We start from the raw sequence: 14,631 nt of genomic DNA on the forward strand, positions 1-14,631 counted from the left end.
TCATGGCCGGTGAGGGGCCGCGCCCGCGCACGCGAGAGGAGGGCGCGACATGGCCGAAGCGGACAGGTACGAAGACGTTGTCCGAACCCGGAGCGATGAGAAATTCGCCGAGTTCGAGGACAGCGGTAAGGGGCTCTGGGGCCGCTTCCACGAGCTCTTGCACACCACTCCGGCGATCGTGCCGCTGATCGTGCTGCTCTCGGCCTGCGTGGTCTTCGGGCTGATCCTCGGTTCGAAATTCTTCTCGCCCTTCGCGCTCACGCTGATCCTGCAGCAGGTGCAGATCGTCGGCGTGCTGGCGGCGGCGCAGGCGCTGATCATCCTGACCGCGGGCATCGACCTGTCGGTGGGGGCGGTGGCGGTGCTCTGCTCGGTGATCATGGGGCAGGTGACCTTCCGCTACGGCGTACCCGCGGTGCTCGCGGTGCCGATCGGCCTGGCCTGCGGCATCGCCATCGGCGCGATCAATGGCTGGCTGGTCAGCAAGGTGAAGCTGCCGCCCTTCATTGTCACGCTCGGGATGTGGCAGATCGTGCTGGCGGTGAACTACCTCTATTCCGCCAACGAGACGATCCGCGCCCAGGACATCGAGGCGCAGGCGCCGTTCCTGCAGTTCCTCGGCACCAAGTTCAACGTCGGCGGCGCGGTCTTCACGCTCGGCGTGGTGCTCATGCTGGTGCTGGTGCTCGTGCTGGCCTACGTGCTGCGCTCGACCGCCTGGGGCCGCCATGTCTACGCCGTCGGCGACGATCCCGAGGCGGCGCAGCTCGCCGGTGTCGACCGCCACAGGACCATCATGTCGGTCTACATGCTAGTCGGTTTCATCTGCGGCCTTGCGGGCTGGGTGATGATCGGCCGCTTCGGCTCGGTCTCGCCGTCGGCGACCACCGGCGTCATCGGCAATATCCAGGCGATCACCGCCGTGGTGATCGGGGGCATCTCGCTCTTCGGCGGGCGGGGGTCGATCCTCGGGGCCTTCTTCGGGGCGCTGATCGTCGGGGTTTTCGAGCTGGGCCTGCGCATGGCCGGGGCCGACCCGCAATGGACCTATCTCCTCATCGGCGTGCTGATCATCGCCGCCGTGACCGTGGACCAATGGATCAGAAAGGTGACGGCATGAGCAAGGACACGCATGAAAGCCCCGTTCTCGAAGCCCGCGGCCTCGTCAAGCGCTACGGCAAGGTGACGGCACTCGACCACTGCGACTTCGACCTGAGGCCGGGCGAGATCCTCGCGGTGATCGGCGACAACGGCGCCGGCAAGTCGACGCTGATCAAGGCGCTCTCCGGCGCCATCCAGCCCAACGCCGGGGAGATTTTCCTCGAGGGCCAGCCGGTCAGCTTCGGCTCGCCCAATGATGCGCGGGGCGAGGGGATCGAGACCGTCTACCAGACCCTCGCCATGTCCCCGGCGCTGTCGATCGCCGACAACATGTTCATGGGGCGCGAGCTGCGCATGCCGGGGATCATGGGACAATTCTTCCGCAAGCTCGACCGCAAGCGGATGGAGGAGTTCTCGCGCCAGAAGCTCTCGGAGCTTGGGCTGATGACGATCCAGAACATCAACCAGCCGGTCGAGACGCTCTCCGGCGGTCAGCGCCAGGGCGTGGCGGTGGCGCGGGCGGCGGCGTTCGGCTCGCGGGTGGTGATCCTCGACGAGCCCACCGCGGCGCTCGGGGTGAAGGAGAGCCGCCGGGTGCTCGATCTCATCCAGGAGGTGCGGGCCCGGGGCATCCCGATCATCCTGATCTCGCACAATATGCCTCATGTCTTCGAGGTCGCCGACCGGGTGCACATCCACCGTCTCGGCAAGCGGCTCTGCGTGATCGATCCCAAGGAGCACACCATGTCCGACGCTGTCGCCTATATGACCGGGGCGGCGGTGCCTGAGGGGGTGGAGGAACCGGCCTGAGGCTGGTCCGAGATCTGCGCGCCCGCGCTGCGATTTTTGCGGCGCGGGTTGTCTCGTCTCTCGTCGCATATTCACGAATTGGAGGATCGGACTTCGACACTCTCCACCACAATGCCGGCGATCTTTCGGAGTGAGCGATTCTCGGCGTGATTCCGGGATTCGAATCTTTTTTGCAATTTGAGGGTTCTTTGATTGCTGCGCGGTACTTCTATACCGGCGCGGCTTTTTTGTGACGCTTTTTGGTGGAGTGATACAATTTATTGATAAACCATTGGTTGCGTGCCGCATGCAATCCTGTCTTTCCGCGGGCTTGTACCTCGGCGTGCGTTGGGCGCGTCAGCACCTGAGATTACCTTGGTCCAGCCCCACAAATCGCTCGCGATTTGCAAGATTCTCATTTTTGAAATCTTCATAGATTTCTGCCGCTTGGGAGTGAGAGTGAATGCGGTTCCGGTATTGCAGCTCGGGTGCAATCTCTCAGGAGTTGCATGGTTGCGAGCGAATGTGTTCGCGAAGAGTTAAAAATGTATTGAAAGAGTGGCATGCTATGGTAACACTGCTCAGACGCGTTCTGCCTGTTTTTTGGGCTTGGGAGCTCAAAGCTCCAACGCGGTGTTTGGTACGTGCTTGTTCAGTTTTCAATTCTAAACCTGATATTTTGGATCATTGCCGCGGCCAGACATTTAACCGCCGCCTCTGAAGCATCCCAAGATTTGGCTGTATCCGGTTTTCGGGTGCGTCTCGATTTTTTCCGGTTCGCTGAATTCGGATGAAATGACTCCAGCGATATAGCCGCGGCCTCGCGGCCGATTTCTTTTTTGCGCCCCGCTCGGCTTTCGCGCCGCAGGGGGAGTTCATTCGTGCGCCCTGGCGCAACGCTCATTTTTCGAGCCTGGGAGAGTGCTCGTATTTTTTGGGGGAGGTTCTGACATGCCGATCGAAACCATTTTCATCCAGGGCGAAGCTCTCGTTCTCGACCTTGTGGACGAAACCGGATCCGCCAACGTCATCCGGACCCGCGTCGAGAACCAGGAGGTCGACGGGGTGAACGCCTCCGGCCTCGGGACAAACAATGGCCTTCCCAATCATGACATCTACGGGCTGCGGCCCGACTACACCGGCACCGGCGACGAGGACGGCTGGGGCTATCTCGACATCAATGGCGATGACACCGGCGCCCAGGCCGCGACCACCTTCGATGCCCCGGCAGGCACCTACGAGATCACCCTGCGTCTCGCCAACGGCTCGGGTCTGCGCCCGATCTCGATCACCGTCGACGGGGTGACGTACCAGATCGACGACACAAATACCGGCGCGTTCTATTCCTGGGAGACCCGCACCATCGAGGTGGTGCTCACCGGGGATGGCCCGCACGATCTGATCGTCAATCAGGACGGCACCGCCGGGGCTCCGAACATCGACGCGATCGCCATCCATGACGTGGGTGTCGTGCCGAATTTCTCACTTCCGACCTTCGAGTCCGAGGCGAGCTTCGTCGTGGCCGATGGCGGCACCGCGGTCGGCGCGGCGCTGGCGACCGACATTGCCAACGACACCTCGCTGGACGCTCCGGACCGCGCCGGGATGATCTACGCCATTGCGGGCGGGACCGATGCCGGCGCCTTCGCGATCGACCCGGAGACCGGCGCGCTGACACTGACCGAAGAGGCGGATTTCGACGCGCAGCCGAGCTACGATCTGATCATTTCCGCCACCGATGCCGAGGGCGGCACCACCGAGCAGGCGATCACCGTGGCGGTCGTGCCTCCCTTCGCGCCGATCTACCTCGGGGTGGAAGACATCGAAGTGCTCGATCCCGTGGGCACCGGCACGGCCAAGCGCACCACCGATGAAAATCCCGAGAGCGGCGCCATCGAGGGTGGGGCAAATGACAACACCGGCCCCGAGAGCGAGGGCAATGACTTCGACGATTTCGGCCTGCGCCACAATTACAGCGGCATCGGCTACATCGACCTCAACGGCGGGGTGGGGGACAAGCTCTCCTTCACCTTCGATGCGCCCGCGGGCACCTATGACATCACCCTGCGCTACGCGAACGGGGCGACAACGGCGCGCCCGATTTCCCTGACCGTCGACGGCGGCGCGGCGCAGACGCTCGCCGATACCCAGACCGGCGGCTGGAGCACCTGGGACAGCCACAGCTTCACCGTGACCGTCGGGGATGGCACTCACACCGTGATCATCGCCCAGACCGACGGGGCAGGTGCACCCAACATCGATGCCGTGGCCATCGCGCTTCCGGGCGCCGCGGTCAGCTTCGCGGCCCCCGAGGTGCTTTCTGCCGCGGCTTTCGACATCGCCGAGAACACCACCGAGATCGGCCAGGTGCTGGTCGATGACCCGGAACTGAGCGACCTGTCGCCCGACGTGCTGAGCTTCGTGCTCACCGGCCCGGATGCGGATAAGGTCAGCGTCGATGCCTCGGGCCTGCTGACGCTGAACGATCCGGCGGACTTCGAGGCGGCGAGCGACGCCAATGGCGACGGCATCTTCGAGGTCACGCTCGAGGTCTCCGATGGCGTGCGCAGCGTGACGCAGGAGCTGTCGATCACCGTCACCGACGTCGATCCCGAACTGCCTTCGCCGACCATCGCGCCGATAGTGCTGCAGTCCGAGACCGGCATCATCCCCGAGGGCGCCGAGACCTTCCATCGCGTGCAGAACGACCCGACGACCGGCGAGGGCTCCGGCAACACGCCGCAGGACGAATATGCCCTGCGGGTGGGCTACAGCGGCTTTGGCTACACCGATTTCGGCGGCGCCGGCGTCGATGGCGACGAGTCCATCACCTGGACCGTGAGCGTGGCCGAAACCGGCCTTTACGAGCTGCACATCCGCTATGCCTCGGTCGAGTCGACGCAGACCGACCGTCCGATCGCGGTGCTGGTCAACGGCGCGGATGCGGTGGGCGGCAATATCGGCTTCCCCGAGCGCGACGGCTTTGACACCTGGGTGGTGCGCGCGCCGGTGCAGATCGCGCTGCAGGCCGGCGAGAACAGCCTGACCCTCGCGATCCCAGCGGGCTTCAGCAACGGGCCCAATATCGACGCCATCGCGATCACCAGCGTCGGCGACGTGCCGACCTTCCCGCCGGTGAACACCGCGCCGGAATTCGACGTGACGTCCGGTGCCGTGGTGATCGACGAGAACAGCACCGAGGTGGCCGTGGGGCTCACCGCCACCGATGGCGAGGGCGATGCGCTGAGCTACGAGCTGACTGGCGACGACGCCGCGCTGTTCGAGTTCAACGAGACCACCGGCGCGCTCGACTTCGTCACCGCGCCGGATTTCGAGGCCCCGGCGGATCTTGACGGCGACAATGTCTACGAGGTGACCCTGACCACCAGCGACGGTGTGCTGAACGCCTCGCAGGACATTTCCGTCACCGTAACCGACGTGGTGGAGGCCACGCAGCCCACCTCCATTGCCCTCGACGCCAGCACGGTCGCCGAGAACGCGGCGGGCGCGGTGATCGGCACGCTCTCGGCGGTTGATCCCGACGGAGACGATGCCGCGATCACCTTCAGCGTCGATCCCGCCTCCGATTTCGAGGTCGTCGGCGGCCAGCTGAAGCTGAAGGACGGCGTCGCGCTGGACTTCGAGGCCACGCCCACGATCGACGTCGAAATCACCGCCACCGATGCGGCGAACGAGACCACCACCACGACGCTCACCATCACCGTGGGCGATGTCGACGAGGCGCCCTCGCAGCCGCAGATCACCGGGCTGACGGTCGACTCGGGCGCGGCGGGCGCGATCATCGGCACGGTCTCCTCGGTCGATCCCGAGGGCACGGCGGTCTCCTTCACCGTCGACGATGCCCGCTTCCAGGTCGACGGCGACGACCAACTCACGCTGCTGCCGGGACAGAGCCTCGACTTCGCCAGCGAGCCGACGGTTTCGGTCGAGGTCACGGCCTTCGACGAGACCGGGCAGAGCTCGGTGCAGACCTTCGCCATCACGGTGAACGATCCCGGCGCGGTCTTCGAGCCCATCGTCATCGAGGCCGAGGACGACACCCTCGCCGCGCTGACCATCATCGACGTTGACGCGAACACCAACGACACGCAGATCCGCGATCCCGAGAACCCGGAATCGAACCAGAACCTGCCCAACGGGCTGCGCCCGGGCTTCAGCGGCGACGGCTATCTCGACTTCGGCGACACGCCGGGCGATGCGATCACCTTTACCGTGAACGTCGCCACCGCCGGCGCGTATGACCTCAACGTGCGCTACGCCTCGAACGGCGCCCGTCCGCTCGATCTTTCGGTGAACGGCGGCGGTGCGGTCTCCTTGCCCTTCGTGACCACGGACCCGGATGGCTCGGGGCCCGAAGAGGGCTTTGACCACTGGCTCTTCCAGACCGTCACCGTGACGCTCACCGCCGGGGACAATGCCATCTCGCTGGCGATCCCCGCCGGCGCCACCTCCGGTCCCAACGTCGATCGCATCGAGATCACCGAGGCCGGCACCGGCCCGATCCCAGAGCCGGACACCACCGCCGACGAGGGCAATGACCTCGCGGCCTCGCCCGAGGCGGCGGCGATCAACCCCGCGGCGCTTGGCGCGGTCGAGTTCTCGCTCGCCGGGGTCGACGCGGACATCACGCTCTTCGAGGTCTCGACCGACGGCGGTGCCAGCTTCCAGCCGGTGACGCCCGTGGGGGATATCGTCACGCTCGACCTTTCTGCCTTCGCCGCAGAGACGTCTCTGACCGTGATCTTCCGCGTGACCGACGATGCGGCGAACACGGCCCAGACCTCTGCCGTCATCGCCATCGGCGATGTGCCCGAAGCCTTCTCCACCACGATCCAGCTCGAGAACCGCGACGGTTCGATCATCATCCTCGATGACACCGGCACCGGCGAGGGCGATCCCGCCTCCACCCAGTTCCGCGACGCGGACAACATCGAAGGGGTCACCGCCGACCGGCCCGAGGGCATCTGGTCGGACTACACCGGCACCGGCTACCTCGACATGGGCGGCGACATCGGCGACGCGGTGCAGTTCGACGTCACCGTGCCCGAGGCGGGCACCTACACGATGAGCTTCCGCTACGCCAATGCCTCGACCACCATGCCCGACCGCCCGATGGAACTGCAGGTCAACGGGCAGACGGTGATCGTACCCTTCGGCATGACCCCCGACTGGGACATCTGGGAGGACATCGAGGTCGAGGTGACCCTGGCCGCCGGCGCCAATACGGTAACGCTCGCCAACACCGTGGCGAACGGGCCCAATATCGACAGCGTCACGATCTTCAACGACATCACCCCGCCGCCGCCGCCCTCGGAGCCCGGCGTGCGCGAAACCATTCGCATCAACTTCCAGGACGGCAGCACGCCGGTCGACCCGGACTACCTCGTCGGCAACTTCACCGACTTCGGGCTGCAGTCCAACGGGCTCACCTACGGCTTCGTCACCGAGGACTCGGCGCTCGACGCCGACGGCACCACCAACACACCCACCGGCTCGAGCTTCCCGACGATCGCGGTCAACGAGCGCTCGGGTTCGGGCACCTTGCCCGATGACGGCACGCTGCCCACCGAGAAGCTCAGCGTCGACTTCGACGCCATGGATCCGCGCCTGACCGGCTACGCGCATTTCGACCTCAGCTCCTTCCCGACGCGCACCGCCTGGGAGATCGAGCTGGAGAACGGCTGGTACGAGGTCACGGTTTCGATCGGCGACACCGGCGGGCCGAACGACAGCGACAACCGGCTCTTCGTCGAGGGCGCGCTGGTCAGCGAATGGACCAGCACCTCGGCCTTCAAGACCGAGCTGCTGACCACGCTGGCGCATGTGCAGGACGGCCACCTGACGCTCTCGGCTCAGGGCGGCAACATCACCGAGATGCAGTATCTCGAGATCCGTGCGCTGCCCGATCTCACGCCGGAGGACGGCAACGAGGCGCCCGAGGATTACGCCGCCTTCATCAACCCGCGCGCGGTCTCGACCGATGGCGAGGCCGAGCTTGGCATCTCGGGCGGCGTGCTGCCCACCGACATCAACCCGACCTCGGACATCGTGCTGGGGATCGACGTGGTGGACGGCCGCGGCGGCGTGCTGCTGGAAAGCCTCGGCGACGGCTCGATCCGCATCTACGAGACGCTGACCGGCGAAGAGGTCGCCTACAACGCCAACACCACCGGCGGCTTCGACTCCGTCACCATCGCGCCGGTCACCGACCTCAAGCCCTACACCAGCTACACCGTGGTCATCGACGGTTTCCGCGACCGCGGCGACAATGACGACACTTCGGCGCTGACCCGCGAGTTCCAGAAGTTCACCACCACCTTCACCACCGGCGCCGCGCCGCTGGTCGAGGCGCGCGAAGTGGCCTTCAACGACACCATCGAGGTCAACTCCGACCCGTCGCAGGGCGAGAGCTATACCTCGATCGAGATGTCGCCGGACATGCAGTTCCTCTATGTCACCTCGATCACCGGCTCGATCACCCGCTGGGCGGTAAACGCCGACGGTTCGCTCGACCAGTCGACCAAGGAAAGCTGGTTCCCCGGCGGGGACTTCAACGTTCCGGGCGCCGGCACCCGCGGGATCATCGGCATCGCCTTCGATCCCGAGGATGACAACACCATCTGGATCACCGACAACTACCCGATCCCGCTCAACGGCCGCTCGAACTCGGTGCCGGAATTCTCGGGCCGGATCTCGAAGGTCACGCTGGGCGAGGGCGGCTCGCTCGAGGATGCCACCATCGAAACCTACATCACCGGCCTGCCGCGCTCGAACGGCGACCACGTGACCAACAGCCTCGAGTTCCGGATCAATCCCGACTACGTGCCGGGCGGCGACGAGCCGCAGTACCTGCTCTATCTCACGCAGGGCTCGAACTCGGCGATGGGCGAGCCGGACAGCGCCTGGGGCTTCCGGCCCGAGCGACTGCTCAACGCGGCGATCCTCGAGATCGACCGCACCCGCGAGGCCCCCGAAGGCGGTTTCGACGTCTCGACCGAGCCGATCCCGGAGGATGGTCTGAACCGCCGCTACGCCGACACCGACAACGATCTCAAGAACGGCGGCATCGCGATCACCGACGGCATCTATGTCGGCAACTACCTGCATTTCACCGCCGAGGGCGTGGCCGAGGTGCGCACCGGCGAGGATGCCTCTTCCGAGCTGATCACGCGCTACTACGATCCCTATGCCGAGGACGCCGTGCTGCGCATCTTCGCCGAGGGCAACCGCAACGCCTATGATCTGGTCTGGCACAGCAACGGCTACCTCTACGTGCCGACCAACGGCTCGGCGGCGGGCGGCAACGTGCCCGACGATCCCTCGACCCCCGAGGACGAGGGGATCAACGGCGTCGGCCTGCAGGCGGACTACCTGTTCCGCATGGTCGAGGACGGCTACTACGGCCACCCCAACCCGCTGCGCGACAAGTTCATCCTCAACGGCGCCAATCCGACCAGCGGCACCGATCCCAACCAGGTGGGCAACTACCCGGTCGGCACCGATCCCGACCCCGAGTACGATCTGACCGGCGCGTACAACCTCGGCAACAACCGTTCGCCCAACGGCGCCATCGAGTACATGAGCGGCGTCTTCGGCACCTCGCTGCAGCACGCGGTGATCTTCACGCAGTACTCCTCGGGCGACAACCTCCGGGCGGTGCTGTTCAACGAGGACGGCACCCCGGCGCAGGACTTCATCCTCACCGACCTCGACGGCAACGAGATCAACTACGTCGATCCGCTCGACGTGATCGAGGGCGCCGACGGACGGCTCTACATGCTCACGCTCAACCGCTCCAACGGCATCAGCCAGATCATCCGGCTCGACGCGGCGCCGGGCGGCGAGATCGAGGACAATACCGCCGACGAGGGCGGCAACCTCGGGCTGCTGGTGGTCAGCGCCGCGGATCCGGCCAACGTGCTGTTCCAGGTGGTCGGGCTCGACCCCGACATCCAGAGCCTGACGATCAGCCTCGACGGCGGCCCCGAGCAGGTGGTGACGCTCGACGCGCAGAACCGTTTCAGCCTCGACTTCAGCGGCCAGACCGAGCAGGTCTCGGCGGTGCTGACGGTGAACGACGACGACGGCAACAGCGCCAGCACCAGCACCAGCTTCACCCCCGGCGACAGCGCCAGCGGCAACCTTATCGACGCCAGCGCCTTTACCGTGCTCGACACCGATGACGGCACGCTGATCCGCCTGCTGAGCGATCCCAGCACACATGAAGCCGGCGGCGGGACCTACGACAGCAACGGCGACGGGATGAACGACGGCTACACCGGGGCCGGCTATCTCGACATGAACGGCGGGGCAGAGGACAAGGCGGCCTTCGTCTACGATGCGCCGAGCGCCGGTTCCTACACGCTGACCTTCCGCATGGCGAACGGCTCGGGCACACCGCGGCCCATCGCGATCATCGCCGGCACCCAGACGGTGCAGGTCACCAGCACCGACACCGGCAGCTTCGCCGCATGGCAGGACTTCGCGGTCACCCTCGATCTCTCGGAGGGGCCGAACACGGTGATCATCGAGCAGCTTGCCAGCAACGGCGGGCCGAACATCGACAGCGTCGCGGTTATCGCCAACGTGCCCACCGCGCCGAACGACGGCAGCGAGACGATCGGCGGCGTCACCTACACCAAGTACGAGGCGGAGAACGCCGAACTCGACGGGGCTGTGGTGGCCACCGACCCGCGCAACCAGAGCGGCGGCGAGTTCGTCGACTTCGACGGCACCGGCACGCAGAGCATCACCTGGACGGTCTCGGTCACCGAGGCGGGCATCTACGGCATGGACATCCTCTATGCGCTCGCCACCACCAAGGACGCGCGCCCGGCCTCGCTCTTCGTCAACGGCATCGACCAGGGCATCCTGGCCTTCGAGCCCAACAGCTCGGCGGGCGAGGACGTCTGGGGGCCGCAGAGCGCGCAGATCTCGCTGAACGCGGGGCTCAACACCATCTCGATCAGTGTGCCCGACGCCAATGGCGCGAACATCGACTACCTGCGCGTCTCCGAGGCGCCGGTGGACACCTTCGTGCCGGCCTATGCCGCGATCGACGGCGAGGGGCGGATCGAACTGGAGGCGACCGACGACACCACCCGCACATTGGGGGCCACGCAGGTGGAGTTCTACTTCACCGTCGCGTCGGATGACACCTATGCGCTCGACCTCGCGGCCAACGCGGGGGCGCCGGATGGCGCCGGGCTGACGGTCTACCTCAGCGCCAACGGCGCGCAGCCGGTCGAGATCGGCGACATCGCCTTCCCCGGCGAAGGGGACGCCGGCGAGACCTCGGCCTACGTCGAATTGACCGCCGGAGTGCAGTACAAGCTCACGGTGATCTCGGACCAGTCCGGGGCGAGTGCGCTCGACTATCTCGACGTGCGCCCGGCGCCGGGCAACGACAATGCCGACATCGAGATCCAGAGCAACGACCCGGCCTATTTCGACAACCGCCTGCACTTCTCCTGGATCGACAACCCGACCGCGGTGGTTGCAGACACCCCGCGCGACTACAAAGAGAGCGCCACGGTCACCATCTCGAACTCCGGCAGCGAGCCGCTGGACGTGCTCGAGGCGACCATCTCCGGCCCGTTCGAACTGGCTGATCCGGCGGTTTTCGACGGTCTGACGCTGGCTGCCGGCCAGTCGATCAATGTCGAGGTGCTCTTCGACCGCGACGCCTACACCGCCGGAAGCAGCAGCGTCAGCGGTGTCTACAAAGGCACGCTCGACATCCGCACCAGTGACGCCGACACGCCGGTGGCCACGGTCGATCTTGCGGGCTTCTGGCAAGCCCGCGACGAAGGCGGACAGGAGCCCAACATCAACGAGGTCTGGGATGTCTTCGGCTTCGGCAACGAGATCGAAGGGCTAACCTTCGTCGGCGGCGGCGAGAGCGACGAGCTGGACTTCTACGACATCTACCTGCCGGTGGACGAGACCGAGATCCTCTCGCCCTACTGGCGGCTCGCCGACGGGGTGACCGAGGCGCGGATCACCCAGATCGCCGCCTTCCACAGCCCCTCGGGCGCCAGCATGGGGATCCACGCACCGGGCGACAAGGGCGCCGACGTCGGCTTCACCAGTCACCTCAGCACCAACAACCAGACGCTGCTGCCCATGTCCAACAGCACGTCCTTCGCCACGCGGGTCTTCTCGGCGGCGGATATTCCCGACGGCTGGGCGGGCAACGATCTCTTCGGGATCGAGGTCGCGGGGCTCTCGACCGATCCGCGGCTCAACCCGACCGGCTCGGGGGTGCCGACCCAGGCCGAACTCGATGCGCGCTATCCCGGCTACACCATCTCGAATGGGCAGGTCTACGATCCGGACGGCAACGAGGTCTCGGACGGCTACACCGTGCGGGTCTTCCAGGCGGTCGACGAGGACGGCGTGGCCATCGAGAACGTCTTCCTAGGCGTGATGGACTACACGGGCATCAACTACGACTATAACGACAACATGTTCATCATCCAGGGGGTCGCGCCGGTCTACTACGGCGCGGTGGCCACCATCGAGGGTCTCGACGATGCGGCGGCGGACGATCGGCTGGTCTTCTCGCGCATCGACACTCCGGCGAACGCCAACCAGGCCTTCCGCGACAGCGCGGTGCTGACCATCACCAACGACGGCATCAGCGATCTGAGCATCGACGATCTCGAGATCACCGGCGCCTTCACGCTGAGCGGGCTCGCCGAAGGGCAGGTCATCGCCCCGGGTGGCTCGGCGCAGGTCTCCGTCAGCTTCATCGGGGTCGATCCGAACGACGACAACCAGGCGACCTCCTACGAGGGCACGCTGACCATCGGCAGCAGCGCGGGGGTCCGCGAGATCGCCCTGGCCGGTCTCGCGCAGATCCAGTCCGAGGGCGGCGAGGAGCCGACCGTCGCGCAGATCGTGCAGGCCTTCGGTTACTCGACCGACGTGGCGCAGGGGCTCCTGTCCAACGGCGGTGTGGTCGAGACGGTCGGCGACGAGGTGCTGCTGCCCTACCTGCAGCGGCTCGACGACAGCAAGCCGGTCGAGGTGATCCAGATCGCCGCCTACCTGAGCGCGGGCGTCAGCCGGCTCAGCCTGCACGACGTGTCGAACGGCGCGCTCACCGAGCTCTATGCGCAGGATGACAACCAGTACCAGACCCTGCTGCCGGACGGGCTGATCTCAGGGCCGGGCGCGCAATCGGGCGTGGCCCGCGCGAGCATCGACCGCGACGATCCCTTCGGCCTGCGGGTGACGGTGGATGGCCAGCCGACCTTCTCGGCCTGGAGCGATCCCAATGCCAACGTGGCGGATGACACCTACAACATCAGCCCGCCGAATGAGGGCCACTACATCCGCTTCTTCGAGGCCAGGGACTCGGCGGGCAACGTCATCGAAGGCACCTACATCGGCATCCAGGATTACCCGGGCGGGTCGAACTTTGACTACAACGACCACATGTTCATCGTCACCAACGTGCAGGGCTACACGCTCTCCGCTGCGGAAGACGCTGACGCGGACGGGGTCAACGATGCGCTGGTGAGCGACAGCGATCTCGACGGCACGCCCGACTTCTTCGACGCCGACAACAGCCCGGCGCCGGTGCAGCAGCCCTATCCGGGCCCGGCCCCCGTGCTGGACGAGACCCTCACCGTGGTCGCCGCGAACTTCGACAGCGGCGGGCAGGGCATCTCGTGGAACGATGACCCGGGCCGCGACGGCAGCCATCCACTGCGCGCCGACACCGATGTCGAGCTGGTAGGCGCGACCAATGACATCGGCTACGTGCAGCCCGGCGAATGGGTCGAATACACCATCGACGTGGCACAGGCGGGCAACTATGCGCTGAGCATCAACGCCAAGACCCCGATCGGCGGCAACTCGGTGATCGCAACCCTCGAGGACGGCACGCCGCTCGCCACCTTCGCGCTGCCCGACAGCAATGGCAGCTCGACCTCCTTCAGCGGCACGGTCTTCGCGCCGACTGCGGCGACCACCGTGGCGCTCGAGGCCGGCCTGCAGACCCTGCGTTTCACCTTCGAGGGGGCGCTGGCGTCGAACGGCTACATCCTCGACTTCCGCTCCTTCACCCTGGAGCAGGTCACGGTCGATCCCGAGCCCGAGGACGATGTGGCGCCGGTGGTCGATGCGGTGATCGCCGCGGACATCACCATCGCCGGGGGGGCGACCGCCAGCGTGGTTGTGACCTTCAGCGACGACGTGGCGCTGGATGCTTCGAGCATCGACGTCACCGACATCACGGTGACCGGGCCGGGCGGGCCGCTCGCGGTGACCGGGGTCAGCCTCGACACCGGCAGCGACGGCACGCCGCGCAGCGCCACCTACACGGTGGCGGCGCCGGGCGGCAGCTGGGACACGGCGGACAACGGCGCCTACACGGTGGCGCTGGCGGGCGGGCAGGTGCTCGACACCAGCGGCAACGCGGTGGCGGCCAATGCGGCGCTGGCGAGCTTCAACGTCGCCGTGCCGGTCACCCCGCCGCCCGAGGACGATGTGGCGCCGGTGGTCGATGCGGTGATCGCCGCGGACATCACCATCGCCGGGGCGGCGACCGCCAGCGTGGTTGTGACCTTCAGCGACGACGTGGCGCTGGATGCCTCGAGCATCGACGTCGGCGACATCACGGTGACCGGGCCGGGTGGTCCGCTCACGGTGACCGGGGTCACGCTGAACGCCGGCGGCGACGGCAGCCCGCGCAGCGCCACCTACACGGTG

At 66.3% G+C, this 14,631-nt stretch carries 4 protein-coding genes; 3 read left to right on the forward strand and 1 reads right to left on the reverse strand.

Annotation, left to right across the window (positions count from 1 at the left end; all coding sequences use genetic code 11):
* Nucleotides 1-49: 49 nt before the first annotated feature.
* Both LC039_RS18525 and LC039_RS18530 read left to right on the forward strand, forming a co-directional pair.
* Entirely contained in the window at nt 50-1,120 is a 1,071-nt protein-coding gene (locus tag LC039_RS18525; protein WP_226627224.1) for an ABC transporter permease, read from the forward strand.
* A complete protein-coding gene (locus LC039_RS18530) occupies nt 1,117-1,911 on the forward strand; it encodes an ATP-binding cassette domain-containing protein (protein WP_226627225.1) in 795 nt (264 codons plus the stop codon). Before LC039_RS18525 ends, LC039_RS18530 begins: the two co-directional genes overlap by 4 nt.
* A gap of 631 nt (nt 1,912-2,542) precedes the next feature.
* Here the strand turns inward: LC039_RS18530 and LC039_RS18535 are convergent.
* Complete coding sequence (locus LC039_RS18535; RefSeq protein ID WP_226627227.1) at nt 2,543-2,794, reverse strand: hypothetical protein; 252 nt, start codon at nt 2,792-2,794, stop codon at nt 2,543-2,545.
* A gap of 47 nt (nt 2,795-2,841) precedes the next feature.
* Between LC039_RS18535 and LC039_RS18540 the strand changes: the two genes are divergently transcribed.
* The coding region (locus LC039_RS18540; RefSeq protein WP_226627229.1) for a carbohydrate-binding protein at nt 2,842-14,631 on the forward strand (11,790 nt) is incomplete at its 3' end.

The organism is Alloyangia pacifica, from assembly GCF_020524285.1.
Taxonomy (GTDB): domain Bacteria; phylum Pseudomonadota; class Alphaproteobacteria; order Rhodobacterales; family Rhodobacteraceae; genus Salipiger; species Salipiger pacificus_B.